The 15,405-nt window shown below is 61.0% G+C and carries 10 protein-coding genes; 9 read left to right on the top strand and 1 reads right to left on the bottom strand.

Annotated elements, in window-relative coordinates; genetic code table 11:
* The first annotated feature begins 165 nt into the window (after positions 1–165).
* The 9 genes from C5S61_RS24775 (at position 166) to C5S61_RS24735 (ending at position 13,524) form a co-directional block, all read left to right on the top strand.
* Complete coding sequence (locus C5S61_RS24775) at positions 166–1,749, top strand: SH3 domain-containing protein (RefSeq protein WP_240614570.1); 1,584 nt, start codon at positions 166–168, stop codon at positions 1,747–1,749.
* Complete coding sequence (locus C5S61_RS24770) at positions 1,746–3,008, top strand: hypothetical protein (RefSeq protein ID WP_110519956.1); 1,263 nt, start codon at positions 1,746–1,748, stop codon at positions 3,006–3,008. Before C5S61_RS24775 ends, C5S61_RS24770 begins: the two co-directional genes overlap by 4 nt.
* A 17-nt stretch (positions 3,009–3,025) precedes the next feature.
* Entirely contained in the window at positions 3,026–3,295 is a 270-nt protein-coding gene (locus C5S61_RS24765) for a hypothetical protein (protein ID WP_110519954.1), read from the top strand.
* A gap of 66 nt (positions 3,296–3,361) precedes the next feature.
* Positions 3,362–3,760, top strand: coding sequence for a hypothetical protein (locus C5S61_RS24760; protein WP_240614569.1), 399 nt, complete (start codon positions 3,362–3,364; stop codon positions 3,758–3,760).
* Positions 3,757–5,844, top strand: coding sequence for a helicase HerA domain-containing protein (locus tag C5S61_RS24755; RefSeq protein ID WP_110519950.1), 2,088 nt, complete (start codon positions 3,757–3,759; stop codon positions 5,842–5,844). The genes C5S61_RS24760 and C5S61_RS24755 overlap by 4 nt, the downstream gene beginning before the upstream one ends.
* The gene (locus tag C5S61_RS24750; RefSeq protein ID WP_110519948.1) at positions 5,831–6,070 is read left to right on the top strand and encodes a hypothetical protein; all 240 of its coding nucleotides are present in this window, start codon (positions 5,831–5,833) and stop codon (positions 6,068–6,070) included. The genes C5S61_RS24755 and C5S61_RS24750 overlap by 14 nt, the downstream gene beginning before the upstream one ends.
* Positions 6,067–8,001: a hypothetical protein gene (locus C5S61_RS24745; protein ID WP_110519946.1), complete on the top strand. Its 1,935-nt coding sequence runs from the start codon at positions 6,067–6,069 to the stop codon at positions 7,999–8,001. Before C5S61_RS24750 ends, C5S61_RS24745 begins: the two co-directional genes overlap by 4 nt.
* Positions 7,986–10,961: a type IV secretory system conjugative DNA transfer family protein gene (locus C5S61_RS24740; RefSeq protein WP_110519944.1), complete on the top strand. Its 2,976-nt coding sequence runs from the start codon at positions 7,986–7,988 to the stop codon at positions 10,959–10,961. Before C5S61_RS24745 ends, C5S61_RS24740 begins: the two co-directional genes overlap by 16 nt.
* A complete protein-coding gene (locus C5S61_RS24735) occupies positions 10,948–13,524 on the top strand; it encodes a C25 family cysteine peptidase (RefSeq protein ID WP_110519942.1) in 2,577 nt (858 codons plus the stop codon). The genes C5S61_RS24740 and C5S61_RS24735 overlap by 14 nt, the downstream gene beginning before the upstream one ends.
* 430 nt (positions 13,525–13,954) lie before the next feature.
* Here the strand turns inward: C5S61_RS24735 and C5S61_RS24725 are convergent, their stop codons facing one another.
* Positions 13,955–14,875: a phosphorylated adapter RNA export RNA-binding domain-containing protein gene (locus C5S61_RS24725; RefSeq protein ID WP_240614567.1), complete on the bottom strand. Its 921-nt coding sequence runs from the start codon at positions 14,873–14,875 to the stop codon at positions 13,955–13,957.
* Positions 14,876–15,405 lie beyond the last annotated feature (530 nt).

The raw sequence follows: 15,405 nt of genomic DNA, 5'->3' as shown, positions 1-15,405 counted from the left end.
CACTTCTAGCTTCGTCGGCAGCGTCAGATGGGTATAAGAGACAGGTGTCGGGGTTATGTCGGGGTTGTGCGGCGCTGCTGCGCAAAGCAACGACATGACGACTGCACGATCGGGTCTGTCAATCCCTACAATCGAGAAAGATGGTTTTCTCGAAAGGAGGTTTTGATGATCGTTCGGCGCTTAGGCGCATGGCTGGCGGCGCTCACCACGATTGTCGTGAGTTGGCCCACGCCGGAGCACGACCTGCGACGGTTGCCACCCGCGCTGATCACCCCCGTGGTGCAGCTGGTGGCCCAGCCGCAGGTCGCGCTGCCGGGCATGGTCGTAACCGTGGTCGTGACGCAGCCTGCCGAGGCAGCCACGACGACCCTGACCCTGAACCTCTCTCCGGCAGGCGCATGGGATCAGGTCGTCACGAGCCACAATCGGGAGTGCACGATCCATGAATCAGCCGCGATCTGTGGCCCGCTCCATGATCCGACGCTGCCTGCGGTCGCCACGCTGGCCTTCACCGTTCCCGTCACCGCCACCGATCCGCTGGTCATCACCGCATCCCGCCGTGATCGCCCGACGGATCCAGTGATGACGACGGTGCTGCTTGATCTGACGAACCCGGGTACGCCACTGCCAACCGCGACGGTGGTCGAGCAGCCTAGCGCAACCGCAACGGTGTGGATCGCGCCAACGGATACCCCCATCATGCCCAGTCTGATTCCAGCAACCGCGACGGTGGAGCCAACGGCCTTGCCAACCACGACCACGCTACCCACCGCCACACCGACCGCCAGTACCACCCCAACCAGCGTGCCAACGGCGACACGTGTTGCGACGGCCATGCCGACGGCGAGCAGTACACCCCTGCCTATCGTTCCAACTGCTGTTTCGGGCGATGCTGGCCTCCCGCCGATCATCGTGTTTCCGACCATGACCGCCGTACCTGCTGCGCCTGTGGTGGACGCGCCGAGCGGCAGCACGACCCCACCCGTGCCAACCGCCTGTGTCATCGATGGGCAGCCGGTGGCCGTCGTGGATAGTCAGATTCGGGCAGGGGTCGAGCCGTGTGCGCTGCTCAGCCTGCCCTTGGCGATCCAGACCATTCCCCCAGCGCAAGCCCATGTCGTGGCCGATGCCGAGAGCGATCTCCGCGCCGGGCCAGGCATCGCCTATGTGCCACTCGCCCATATCCCACGTGGCTACAGCGTGACCTTAACCGGGCGGATGTTTCAAGGCTATGTCGAGGTCACCGCCTTTCGGGTGGGGGCAGCGCCGTTGGCAGGTTGGATCTGGAGTGCCGACCTGATCGTCGATTCGCTCGTGACCACGCCCCTGCCGACCATGACCGATCCGGTGGCCGCGCTGCCCTCGCCGAGTGCGCCGCTGCCACCCAGCCCTGATCCCGTCGGGGCACGCCCAACGGCCACGCTGCCCGTCCTCGGCTGGCGCTTTCAGGCGCTGCCTGCATCGACGCGCATGGTCACGGTACAGGTCTGTCGCGGGACGGCAACCTGTGGCCGCGATCAGGGGATTGGTGGCATGGCGGTCGTCGTCGATAGTCCCGCCGGTGATCGGCTGGCACAGGGCTGGACGGATCGCACGGGACGCTGGGTGGTGACGCTGCCCATGCAGGAGGGCTTGGTGGTGCGCGTGCCGTGGTTGGGTCAGGTGATGCCGCTCGCGGCGAGTGCAGATCGCGTGCATCTGCCCGTGAGCGAGGCGGTTATGCCGCCCACCTTTGGAGGCGCACAATGACCAGTCCCTATGACCATGAGTTTCAGGCGTTTCTGGCTCCCCTGCTTGCGGGCTTATCCGTGGCGGCCCGCCACGCCGAACTTGACCGTCTAACTGACCTTTGGCACCGCGAAGGTGCCGTTCCGGTCAATGGTCAGTTGGTCTGGCTGGGCACGCCCACCACAGCCCGTCCCACGGCAACGGTGTCCGCTGTACCAGCGCCGCGTGCAGCGCAGCGCTGGATCGGGGTGGTGATCATCGTGGTAGTGGTGCTGGGTTGGCTGCTCCTTGGTCGTCGCTCGCAGGCCGCACCGTTGGCGGCGGGGGTGCTGCGTCCCGTGACCGTCGCCGATGGCGAGGCTGCTCCGGTGCAGCTGCTGATCGGGTCACAGGCATTTGCGGTGCAAGCCTTTGACCCGGCCATGGGCTGGCCTGATCCCACGGGCGTTCCCGCAACCACGGCGGTCTGGGGTGGGACGCGCAGTCAGGTCGTGCTGGGGCTGGATGGGGCAGCGCTCGCTCCAGATGCCCTGACCGTTGGGTCGTCGCTGACGCTCCAGCAGGTGCGGGGCGAGCAACGCGTCCTGCGCGTGGTGGCACGCCAAACCGTGGCGGTCTATGCCAGTGCCACGATTCCCCAGCAGCAGGTCGGCGTGACGCTGGTGCTCTGGGATCAGGACGACCTCAGCACCCGCACGCTGGTGCAGGCCATTCCTGCGGATCAGCCGCTGCTGACGAGCCGTGATGGCGCAGTTCCGATGACGGTCATGGGGATGGACTGGACGCTGGTGGCGATGCAACCCACGCTCATGGTCAGTGTGACCGTTGGGCCAACTGATCAGGCGGGCAGCGTGACGCACCACGGGCAGCCGCTCGTCACGCTGCCTGTGGCCACCGCGACCACGATCACGATTCCGGTCACGGCTACGGCCATGCCTGGCACGCGCGTTGATCTGCCGCTCGCCGTTGCTGGGCAGGCCGTGCCCCTCAGCATCGCTATGCCGGAGCGACCCGTTTTGCAGGTGGACTGGCAGACCGTGACCGCGACCCCGCAGGGCTTGGCGATCACGACGGTGCTACGCAGTCCGGCCACGGTGCTGCTGGCCGCCGATGCGACGTGTACGGTGGAGGGCGTAACCAAGCCACTCCAGCCGGATCAGCCGTGGCCGCTCGCCATCACGACCGCGCAGACGGTCGTCTGGACCTGTCCGCTTGACCCGGCTCAGCCCGTTCCCGTGACGGTGCAGATTGGGTCGGTTGGTCAATCGATTCTTCCCTAGTGGTTTTGGAGGTTTGTATGGCTCGATTGTTGGTCGCTGCTGGTGAGTTCGATGTGATGGAACTCTTGAACAAGTTTGTCAATATTGACAGTTTGTATACCTTCGCGTGGGTCGTCTTTGGCTTGTGTGGCTTGACCTTTGGCGTGATGTTTGTGGCTGGCTCCTTTGCCAGTGCGCTCGCGAAAAAGCTGCGCATCGCCTATTTCCTCGGCGGGATCATGCTGATTGCCTTAATTCCCATTATCTTGGATGTGGTGAAGCCCGCCTTCAAGGCGGTTGGGCAATAAGGTTGTGGTGGATGGAACGCTGTGCAGCACGACCGCTGCGCAGCGTCCTTTGTTTCAAGGAGGTGCATGATGCAGGTCTTTCGACCCTTTTTACAGCCGCCCACCACGATTGTCAGCGTGCCCGCGCTCGGCGGCTTGTCTATCGGCGATCTGGTGACCCTTGGTGGCTGCGGCATCGCCATGAGTGTCGTCCTTGCCCCCATCGGATTACCGCTCTTGGTGCGGTTGCTCGTTGGCGTGGTGCTGGGCCTCGTGGTGGCACGCGGAACCTATCAGGAGCAACCATTGCGGGGGCTGGTGTTCGGCATGCTGCGGTATGGCCTTGTGCGATTGCTCGCTCCGCAGCGCTTGACGGTGGATTGTCGCACGTTGGGGCAGGGTGAGGCCACGGGCCGCACGACCACGACGGCGGTGATGCAGCCCGATGGCACGCTGGTCAGTTTGGCCGATCGGGGGCTGGAATGACCACCCCCCTGCTTCTCCAGCTGCACGGCCTTGAAGTCTTGAATCTCCATCCCCAACAATGGGAGGTGGCGATTGATCGGGTGCGGCAGGCAGTGCAAAGTCTCGTCGTCGATTGGCGCTTAATCAGTGTGGTTGCACCCCGCTCGTTGGCCAATCGTCGCCAGCGGATTCACGACCAGCTGCGCTTGCTTGATCCCAGCGACCCCCAGCATCCGCGCCTGACTGCCCAACTGTTGCATATGCAGGACTTAGAGCAGCACGCCATGACCAGCATGACCCACTATCTGGTGGTCTGGTGTCCGGCCAGCCTCGCACCTGCGACGGTCGAACATACCCTCGGGCGCGCCTGTGGCGGGGCAACGCGCCTGCGCAGTCTGCCCTTGCTGTTGGGCGCGCCAACGGTGCAGATGACCGTAGCGAGTTGTATTGCGGATACCCCAACGGGCCAACGCTGCTGGCAGGGGATGCTGGCCGAGCGCTGGCACGGATCGCTCTCGCCCTTGCTGTTTCGCTCGCTCTTGCTCGAGCAAACGCATGCAATCATCGTCGTCGATGCGCTGACCATGGCTCCTGACCGCGCGCGCACGACCATGGATGTGGCCTTGCAACGGCTCGATGCGCATGCGGCGCTCAATCCGACCTATGACGAAGCGCGTCGCCACGCCGTGCAAGACTGGCAAGCCGCCTCGACCCATCTGGAGCGGGGCGCACTCTTGCACACAGTCCAGGTCGCGGTCTTTGTCGGCGCGGCCACGCTGGAACTGGCGCGCACCCAGGCCCAAGCAGCCCGCCAAGCACTCGGATCGACGATCAGCTTCCATCCGATGCGTGGTCGCCAACAGGATCTGCTGCCCATGCTCGGCACGCATGCCACCGCCACCCTTGACCTGCCCACGGCGGGCCACCCCATGATTACCGCGCAGCTGGCAACGCTGCTGCCGATCTATTTGGCCCAGCGCTCACAGCCACCAGCGACAGCATTACTCGCAGGCGTGGACGAAATGCGCGGCACGCCGTTGCTCTTGGACTTAACCGCCTTGCCTGCGCTACACGGCTTTTTCTGTGGCGCAACCGGGAGTGGGAAGAGTAGCTATGTGGCCACGTTGGGGTCGCGCCTCGTCGATGATGCAGGCTACCAACTGATTCTGCTTGACCCGCAAGGGGCATTTGCTCCCCTCGCCGAAGCCTATGCTGACCGCGCCTCGGTCAATCGGGTGGCGTTGGATACGCTCAAACTGAATCTGCTCGACCCGATTGTTGATCTGCAGCACGACCTTGTGACCCAAGTGCTCCACGTGGAGGAAGTCCTCCAGTGGTTGCTGGATGGGGCATTGACCCAGCTCCATCGTCAGACCCTGCGCCGGGTCTTGTCGGTGCTGTATGCCACCCATGCCGCGCCACGCTTGTCGGATGTCGTGACGCTGTTGGCTGATGATACAACCGGCCTGCGTGACCTCATCCTGCCGTGGACGCTCTCGCCCTTTGCCGAGGTCTTTGATCAGCCCTCGACGATGGACTTGACCCTTGATCCCACGACCCCGGTCGTGATCTATGACGTGTCCGATGCGACAATGCCCGACCATATTAAACAGTTCTTTCTGATCTTGATCGCCAGTGCGATTCAGCGCGAGATTCGGGTCAGGCCACGGAAGGCCATTATTGGAATCGATGAGGCGGGGGTCTTGTTTGCCAATCCCCTCTTGGCCAGCTTCGCTGAACGCTTGGCCAAGACGGTGCGGCGCTTCGGCGCAGGCGTGTGGGTGATTGACCAAACCACGCACTTGCTGGAAACCAAGGCCGGAGCGGAGATTTTTGAAAACAGCTTTGTGACCGTGATCGGCACGATGCGCAGCGACCAATTGCCTGCACTGCGCGAGCGCTTCCCCATGGTGACGGATGCCCAATTGCAGTGGATTACCGGGTTGGGCATGACCGATGCGCAGCGACAGGAGCGGGCGGGCCAATATCTGATCATTGTCAACGAAACGCCGTACCTCATCTATAACCACCTCTCGCACTGGGAATGGCAACTGATCCCCCAACGGGCGGTGCTGCATACGGAGGCGGGCGATGGGCGTGTTTGATCGCTGGTTTGGCCCAGCAGCGGCGGATCCGACCGTGGCAGCCCGCCAACGCGCGGCAGCGTGGGGTGCGTTTCTCGCTGCCCAACGTGCCGCGTTGCCACCACGGCCTGTGGGAACTGCACCGTTGGCCACGGCGATTCCAGCTATGCCGCCCGTTGTGATGGCTGCACCGACCACGGCAAGCACCACCGTGCTGGTCATTGAAGATGGCGAGGAGGGGGTATGAGCGTGCTCATTCTGATCGTCCTGATCAGCGGTGGAAGCTGGCTGCTCTGGCGGGTGCTAGCAACCATCACGACCGAGCAGGCGCAATGGTCGGCGTGGCGGGTGCGGGTTCCGGCGGGGATCGATGCGTCCACGCTGAGGGATGCACTTGTCGATGGGGTGGGGATGGGCGCGGCATGGCTCTGGCTCGTCCCCACCACGCACGGGCGGCAACTGCTGCTCCAGACCACCCCTGCCACCCACACCCTGCTCATGACGACGTTGCGCGAGCGCATCCCATTGGCTACGCTGCGTCCCGTGACCCTGACCATGCCGATCCTGCGCTGGCGGCGGGGTGGCGCGGATGATCAGACGATGCAGGGCTGGGCGCTGCGCAACGGCGTGGTGCAGGCCGTCCATGCCACCCCGCAACGCTGGGGATGGTCATTGGCGCTCGTTTGGATGGTGGGATTGCTGCGGCCACAGCCGTGGGTGGGTGATTTGCCGCTCGACGAGGCCGCGCTGCTGCCCGATCTGCCGTCGTTGCCAACACAGCTGCCTGCGGTCGCTGGCGTGGGGTGGCAGTTCAGTCCTGATGTGGCGCTGCCCCTTGGCACGCCGCTCGATCTCCGTGGCCCGGCTGCGCAGCGCTGGGCCACCGTCGCGCAACTGGTTGACCAAAGCCTCCATGCGCATGCCAGTGTGGTCGCACTCGTCACACCAGCGCATGCCGCGACCCTCGTGCCCATGCTCGAACCGCTGGGGGAGCGGCTGCGCGTGGTCGATGGTCGTCAGCCTGCGGTGACCACCACGCTGGATGTGGCGGCATGGCTCGATGACACGGCCATGACAACGATGCTGGCCCAGATGGCGGATCTCCAACCGGACGATGCCCTCTGGCAGACGATTCCCACCTTGCTCGCCCACTGGCGGAGCCGCGCGCACCCCAGCCTTGGCGATCTCCTTGCGCTGGCTGGACAGGTCATCGCCGCACCGGATCGCGCGGCCATCGAGCAACGGATGGCGGCCCAGCGCTGGGCAGTGCGCTTACGACGCTGGCGCACCCTTGATTGGCTGAGTGTGTTTGCGACCCCATGCGATGATCTGCCGCTGCTGCTCCAGCGCGGCGGGGTCGTGGTGGTCGTGCTACCCGATAATGCCGAACAAGCAGCGCTCGTGCAGCGGATTATCGCCATGGCGCTGCCAGCATGGCAGGCAGGTAGTCCGCGCCCGATCCTGACCGTGAGCGATCTGCCGTGGGCGGAGGCCACGCTGCAAGGTGGCGATCAACTGGCTCCGCGCGGCGCGTGGCACGGGTATCTGGGTGGTGGCGTAATTCCCACCACAGGGGTGCTGAAGGCCCATGGTCTTGACCCATGGATGTTGGTAACCATGCCAGGACTCCTGCTCGCCCATGCCGAGGTGTGTGTCCATGTGGCTGCACCATGGGACACACACCTCGGCATGGCACAGCCAGAAGCGCCACCATCGCATGTCTTTTGGCAGTGCGATCCGATCGATTTGTTTCAGCCCGTGATGGCGTTGCCCACAACCGCAGCGGGTGGAGCGACATCCCGTGGGATTCCAGCGCAGCTGGCCAGCCCTGAGCCATTACTCGCGCGGTCGCTGCCACCCGTCGCACAGGTTTCCCACGATGCCGTGCTCAGCGATGACCAGCTGCACGCGCTGCTTGAAGCGTTGCTGGCGGATCGGCGCAATGGGGTCTCGACCAAACAAGCCGCGACCGTGTTGGGGGTCGATCGTGGATTCGCCGAACGGTTGGTCGCGTTGGCCACGGATCGGTTAGCCGCTGTTTTAGGGACACACTCGCGCCACGGCCTGCTGCTCAAACGCGAGGTCACGGAGGCCGAGGTCTGGGCACTGGTCGGGATTGATGCAGACGAGACGGCTGATGCGCTGTCTGAGGAGGAACCCGTATGCATGGACGCTTAATCCTCGCGGTCTATGGCCGCACGCTGGCGGGAATCGGGGTCGTGTTGGTCGGCGTGCTGTGGCTGTTCAGCCCATGGCTGCTCGGTCATCTGACCAGTCCCCGCCTTGCTCCCATCGCTACGCTCGTCACACAAATGCACACGATCAGTGGGTGGCTGCTCCTCGGCTATGGGCTGTGGCTGCTCGCGACGCTGGTCGCATGGCTCCGATTGCGGCGGCGACCAGCCGTTGAGGGACAATGGTATCTGCTGCGCATTCCCAAACCCATGACCACCGATCCGCACAGTAGCACGGCGGCCCAACTCGGCCAACGTGAGGCGGCGATGGCCGGGGAAATCGTGCGCGTCTTGCAGGCGATTGTGACCCATGCCCCTGCCGATCGGCGGATTGCGCTCGAACTCTGGTACACCGATCAGGGGATTGCGTGGAGTCTCTGGCTCTCGCATTCCGATTTACACGCGCCTGTGTTCAGTGCATGGCAAGGCTTTGTGCCGGGGTGTGATCTGCTGGTGCAGCGCGATCCAGTCGCAACCACTGCCCCCGCGCTGGTCTGGACGCAGCACACGCTGACGCAGCCCGCGATCTATCCGTTGCGCCGCGCCGATGCGATGGTGGGCGACCCGCTCGATGCGCTGATCGGCGGCTTGCGACCCCAACAAGGCGTAACCGCAATGGGGGTCTCGTTGACCCTTGGCCCCGTACCGGAACGCTGGCAGCAACACGGGCGCGCCATGACCGATCTGCTGGGACTGAGCGCCAAAGACCAGCAGGCCAGTGCGAGCAAAGAAACCGCGACCGCGATGCTGGCCAAGCTGCAAAGTCCTGCTGTAACGGTCGCCCTGCGCACGGTGGTGCTGGCTGAGACTGCCGCGATTGCCACCGCCCAACACCAGATTCTGCTCGGGGCACTCGCCAGTTATACCGCGCAGCACGACCGCGTGCAGCAAGCCTGGACCCATGGCCGCATCCAGACCACGATCACGCCTGCCATGCGCGATCGCCACGCCGTGCGCTGGCTGCCCATGCCGCTGCCGCCCTTGCTGCCAACACCAACCCTGCCCGTGCTGAGTTTGCCTGAAGTCACGGCGCTCTGGCACTTGCCCACAGGACGACACTTAACCGTGGCCATCTGGCGCAATAACCGGTTTGCCCCCGCCAGTCCGGCCTTGATGGTCAGTGACGTTGGCGCGCCGCCACCGCCCTTTGATCGAACCACGCCACTCAAAGACCGGATTGTGCGGATTACTGGGGGCGAGGCCGCCGATGGACGGCAGGTCTATTTGGGATTTCCACTCAAAAGCTACACCTTTCATCAGCAGATCACGGCCAGCACGGGGGCAGGCAAGAGCCACGCCGCCAAGGTGCAGCTGGGCGAATTGTTGCGGATTGGGGCAGGGTTTGGGGTTATTGACTTCAAGGGGGATTTGGTCAATGACCTGTTAACGATGATTCCTGATGATCGCCTTGATGATGTGATTGTCTTTGACCCGCTTGATCCTGAGCACTGCCTTGGGTTGAATCTGCTCGACCCAACCTATTTAAACAAGGATACCGAACCCGACTTTTTGGTCGAGCTGCTCGAAGCCTTAGTCGCCAGTACCGATAGCCATTGGGGCGATTCGGCAGGGATGCAGGAAGCCTTGCGCTATGGCGCGTTGACCCTGATGGAAGGCGAACCAACCCCGACCATTGCCCACCTCTATTTGCTCTTTTCCAGTAGTGCCTACCGCGCCACGGTGCTGGAGCGGGTCACCGATCCCGATTTAGTGCTGTTCTGGACCTATCAGTTTCCGAAATTGAGCGATACGCAGAAGTCCTCAATGACCGCCTTGCAACGCCGTTTGAGTCAATTTTTGATCAATCGCACCGTGCGCATCACCTGTAACCAGACCCGCACGACAATCCCGTTTCGCCAAGTGATGGATCAGCGCAAGATTGTGTTGGCCAAACTGCCCGTCGAACTGATTGGCGCGACCGCTGGCGGGATTTTGGCCAACGTGCTGATTAACCTCGTGCTCGCAGCGGCGTTCAGTCGGCTGGATACGCCCGAAGAGGAGCGGGAGCCGTGGGTGTTGGTCGTCGATGAATTTCAGGAAGCGATGCGGCGCGGCGATCCGGCCAACTACCAGAAGATTCTGGAGCGCTTGCGCTCATTTGGGATTGGCTTGGTCTTGATGCACCAAGGCACCAGTCAACTGCCTGCCGAGATGTTGGCGACGACCTTGGAGATTGTCCAAACCCGCTTGCTGCTGTCGGCCTTTGGCCCGGATGCAGCGGTGTGGCAGCGCCAGTATCCTGACGCGCGACTGACCATGCAGGATTGGGCGGGAATTCCCTTACGCGAAGAAGGCTATGCGGCGATCTCCATTAATGGCTTCCGTCAACCGATCTGCACGATCACGCCGCTGCCGCTCTGGCCTGCGCTGCCGCAGGGTGGCGCACCCCGTACCCTGACCACGCTGGCTCCCCCACCACGCGATGCCCTCGATGAACGGCTACGGGCTTTGGCCCAGTTTGGCCGCGCGGAACGCGTGCGCTTGCTGCGGGATTCGCCCCCAGCGCTGTGGGAAGCGATTACCGCGCGGATGGAGCGCGATCGGGCCGAACGCCATGCCCAGCTGCTGGCTCCGACCTGTCCGTTATCGCGTGCCGCCCGCGTGCTGGCCTTGAGCCATGCGAAAGCGGCGACCCCGCGTGATATCGCCTTAGCCGCCTTGACCCGCTTGACCCTCAGCATTCCGCGTGATGCGGTCGACGACGAGCCGCCTGCCAAGGGCAAACGCGGACGGGGTGGCGCGGCGGACATGCCCTCGGATGTGGCAAGTGCAGGCGGTGCAGCGGCAGCCCCAGCGGTCGTGGTCAATCCGCGCAAAGTCGGGGTGGCCACGGTGATGCAGGCCGAAGCGACGGCCACCAGTTTAATCAAACTACTAGCGGAGAATCCTGATGCGGGTCTTTAACTATCTGCTGCTGCTGATCATCCTGCTCGTGGCCGTGCCACATGCCGCGCTGGCGACATCCATGCCCTTCACCGTGACCACAGTGGGCACAACGGTGGTGCTGGCGGGTGTGCCGTCCCAGCCCACGACCGTCGCCGTGCGCAGCCTCAGTGCTGCCGCGCCAATCCTGACCGTGACCATGGACACAACCACACTGCCTGAGGTTGATCCGGCGCGACTGGCCGACCTGCCGACCACGCCCGTGACCCTGCTGCGCAGTGGCAACTATCGCGGCTACGGCGTGTGGGTGTACCAGGTCCAGCCGATCATCCAGCAGCGTGGCCAGATCCAGCAGGTGACGCAGCTGCACGCCGTGCTCGACCATGCCGTGCTGGTGGCATCCCCTGCCGATCTCCAAGCCCTGCCGCGTGTGCCCTTTGGCGATCCCGTGCCGCCGACCAATCCATTGGCCTTGGCCGACCAGACATGGACGCTGACCGTGACCGAACCGGGCATGCAACGGGTAACGGGGGCGATGTTGGCCGCAGCGGGGATTGACCTCACAACCCTCAATCCGGCGACCGTGCAGGTACAACATCACGGGGTGGTGATCCCGCTCGATTGGCGTGGGATTGGCGATGGCGTGGTCGCTGCCCATGACGAGGTACGCTTGTATGTCAATGCGGTTGGTGATCGCTGGAACCGTGCTTCGACCCTCTGGCTGACGACCGCAGCGGCCACGCCCTCGCCGCCGATGGCCTCGCGCTTGGCGATTGCCAGCACCGCACCGTTGAGCGATACGGTCTGGATGACGGACGAATGGAATGATCCGCAGCTGCTTGAGAGTCGCCATGTGGGGATGCGCGGCTGGCACACCTTCAGCACCCGCCTGAGTAGCCTTGCAGGTGGAGATGCGCAGGCGGCGACGATCCCGTTGACCACAACGCTGCCACAGGCGAGCGGCCTGATGACCGTGATCCTGCGCGGCGCGACCGCCACCAGTCTGCCCGTGACGCTGGTGGTGAACACCGTGCCGATCACCGTCCCTGCGACCTCGGCATGGCAAACCTCGGTGGTGGTAACGGCGAGCACGACCATCGCCGTGACCCTGCCTACTCCCGCCATCGGCGCAGCCAGCGTGTTGCTCGAAACCGTGACCGTAACCCGCCCCATGCGATTGACAACGCGACCAACCGAACCGTTTTGGAGTGGGCCAACGCCTGCGCGGTACGCTCTACCCGACGCACCCCCGCTGCGCACGCTCTATGATGTGACCGTGCCGGAGCAGCCGCAGATTATCATCTTGCCTGCGGGACAAACGCCCGTGCTGGCCGATAGTCTGGTCAGCCGCCGCTATCTCATGGTGGGCCATGGGCCGCTCCCCACGCCAACGCTTCAGCGCCATAGCCCCGTCGCACTGCCCACCGCCGGAGCCGATGTCATCATTGCCCCGCGTGTCTTCCTGCACGCGCTTGAGCCGCTGCGCACGCCGACCACGGTGCTGATCGCGCGGGAGGATCTCGATGCGGCATGGGCTTTTGGCCAGATGTCACCGGATGCACTGCGAGCATTCTTGCGCCATGCAGCGGCGACATGGCCAACGCCACCAACGAGCGTCCTATTCGTCGGCGATGGCACGGCTGATCCGCGCGATGTCCTGGGCTATGGCCAGATAACGCTGATCCCACCGTTGCTCGCCGAGGTTGATTTATGGCTGGGGGAAACGGCCTGTGAATCCTGTTATGGCCAACTAGACGGTGCTGATCCGCGCGACGACCTGCTACCTGATCTGCCGGTTGGACGCTGGCCCGTCAAAAATGTCGCCGAATTAACCGCGCTCATCACCAAACAGCAGCGCTATGCCGCCGCACCATGGGGCGTGTGGCAAAGTACGGTCGGCAGTATCGCCGACAACGCTGAGGGGGCACTTGATTTTCCACAGCTCGCGGCCCAGAGTGAAACGGTCTATCCCGTGACCATGACCCTGCACCGCGCCTATTATGCGCCGCAGGCATCGACCGCTGACCCTGCATGGCATGTGGCCGATGCGCAGGTCGTTCGTGAACGAGTCCTGGCGATGTGGAACACAGGGGCGACGATCATGCAATACACGGGGCATAGCCACGCCTACCAGTGGGCGGTGACCGATCCGCTCCTCGAGCCGCGTGGCTTGCTTGATCTCAATGCAGTTGCGGCATTGCACAATGACGAACGGCTGCCGCTGCTGCTGGCATTGACTTGCCTGACCAGTGCCTTTCACCAGCCCAGTCCACGCGGGACGACGCTTGATGAGGCCTTGGTACTGCACCCGGACGGCGGTGCGATTGCCACATGGGGATCGAGTGGCTTGGGAGTGGCGCATGGACATGATCAGCTTCAGGATGGATTGGTAACGGCGGCCATAACCACCGACCAACCAACCCTTGGCCACGTGACCGAGGCCGGATTGCTGCAATTGGCCTTACATGGTCACTGTTGCACCGATGCCTTGCGCACCACCCTGCTGCTCGGGAATCCCGCTACGGTGCTAAAGGTTTCGCCTGTGCCGCAGCGGGTGTGGCTGCCACAGGTCGGGCGGGAATAAAAAAACCACCCGCTCTACGGCGGGTGGTTGCAACCAATACCGGATGAGCGCGACCTTAATAGGGCGGCTCGGCAGGGCCGTTATAGCCGCACATCCCCACGCACGGCGAGTTCACGGCCCGAATGACCACGGCATCATCATCCGCCGCTTGACGATAGATGGCGGCATGGGCATCGCAGCGTGGCTCCCACGCCGTATCCGCACCGAAGCACCACGCACAAAACCATACCGCACCGAGTTGATGCCCCAGCCGCCATCTCCTGAAGGCGGGTACTGATGCATGATCATGATGCATTCCAGGAACGGATGGCAAAAATAGCGAGAATACATCGATGTTGGATTGTATAAAATGGTAGGGTTTGGATACAATACTGTCAGTTTGTTTGCTACACTGCACAGACATGGATATGTATTCGACTCAGAAGTACATTTATGTAGGCTCTATATATTTTATCGTTCGTACACTTACTGTAATGCCAGAAAAAAGAGGGTCATGGTATGCAAAACCTTCTACATTAATGTGCAGATTTGATGAAATTCCTTTCCATGATTTTCGATTGATATATAACATGATTTCCGTTGGATTCGTTGGCGCTGGTGGTAGATAATCAGGAATGGTTACTAATGAAGGATTATAGGTGGTTTTCAAAAGAACGAGCTTTTTTTTTATGATAACCTGATCAATATTTGTTATGCATTGATATGAAATCATTGGTGAAATCTCAGGGGTATGTTTTAATTTGTAAGCATAGAATGATAATCCTTCTAAGCCTTCATCATAAAAAAGCTGACCTTTCAATGTAATACTTGTGTCTCTATACCCTTGATCCACGAGCTTGAGCCAGTGCTTTCGTGATACATAGGCTGTAATAAATGTTTCGTCTTGTGGTGGCTGGATATCTTTTGCTATTCCTGTTGTTGGGGGTATTATTTTAAACGAGAGAATAACTCGTTTAGGCTGGATGATGACATGAGAAGGCTTTCCACTTAATGTGGTCTGTATTGAAGAAGCAATCGCTGGATTACTAAATTTAGAATAGTCATCTCCTCTTGCCTCCCATGAAAATATTTGTGCTTGCTGTGATGGAGAAATGCCGAATATTGCAATTCTATTTTTCCATGAGACATCACGTCTAACTAAGTAAAAAAAAGTTCCCCCCAAAGTTCGTTTTCGAGTATTATCGTTAGTAGGTATCCCCCCTTGAGTAACTAGTGCTTCGGCTTCAGTGATTAAAGCAATTGTATGATCATATCCTAGCACTGCAAGTGTTCGCCTTAGATGCGTTATTGCCGAATCATTGGTTTCTTGTAATCGAGCAGCGAGATTGGAAAGTATTATTGACTGATCCATGATAATCCTCATGAAGAAACCAAAAGGCTTGTATGGTAAAACGAGCATAACGTTTGCTATAAAAGTTAGTATACCAGCCCTCAGAAATGTGTGTTTATAAAGCAATCTTTTATTATGTAAATTTTAATTAGTATTTTGACGCAATTAAAGTTTCTGTTACCATAGCGCACAAGTAGAACAAATCTGCTTTTCCTGAATTATTTTAAACTGAGACAAATCTATCTGTAAGATGGATATCGCACCTTGTTTTGTGAACTTTCCCTAGTATCAAGTGAAAGATGGCTCGTCGCAATGACACGGAATGCTATTGATATTCCCACTAAGATACGTCATTTTACAGAAACAAGATGCGCCATTATTAGGATTTGAGGACTGTGTGAATTCATTAATCAATGTGATAATTGGGGATGATCACCCTGTTATCATTGATGGACTACAAATGTACCTAAGAGGATGTCCATCTGTCAAGGTCATTGCAACTGCTCGGTCTTTTGATGAGGTTAAAAACGTTCTATTACAATCTTCTACAA

This window comes from Herpetosiphon llansteffanensis (assembly GCF_003205875.1).
Lineage (GTDB): Bacteria > Chloroflexota > Chloroflexia > Chloroflexales > Herpetosiphonaceae > Herpetosiphon > Herpetosiphon llansteffanensis.
Note: the sequence above shows the minus strand (reverse complement) of the source record. Positions and strands in the feature narration are given on the sequence as shown.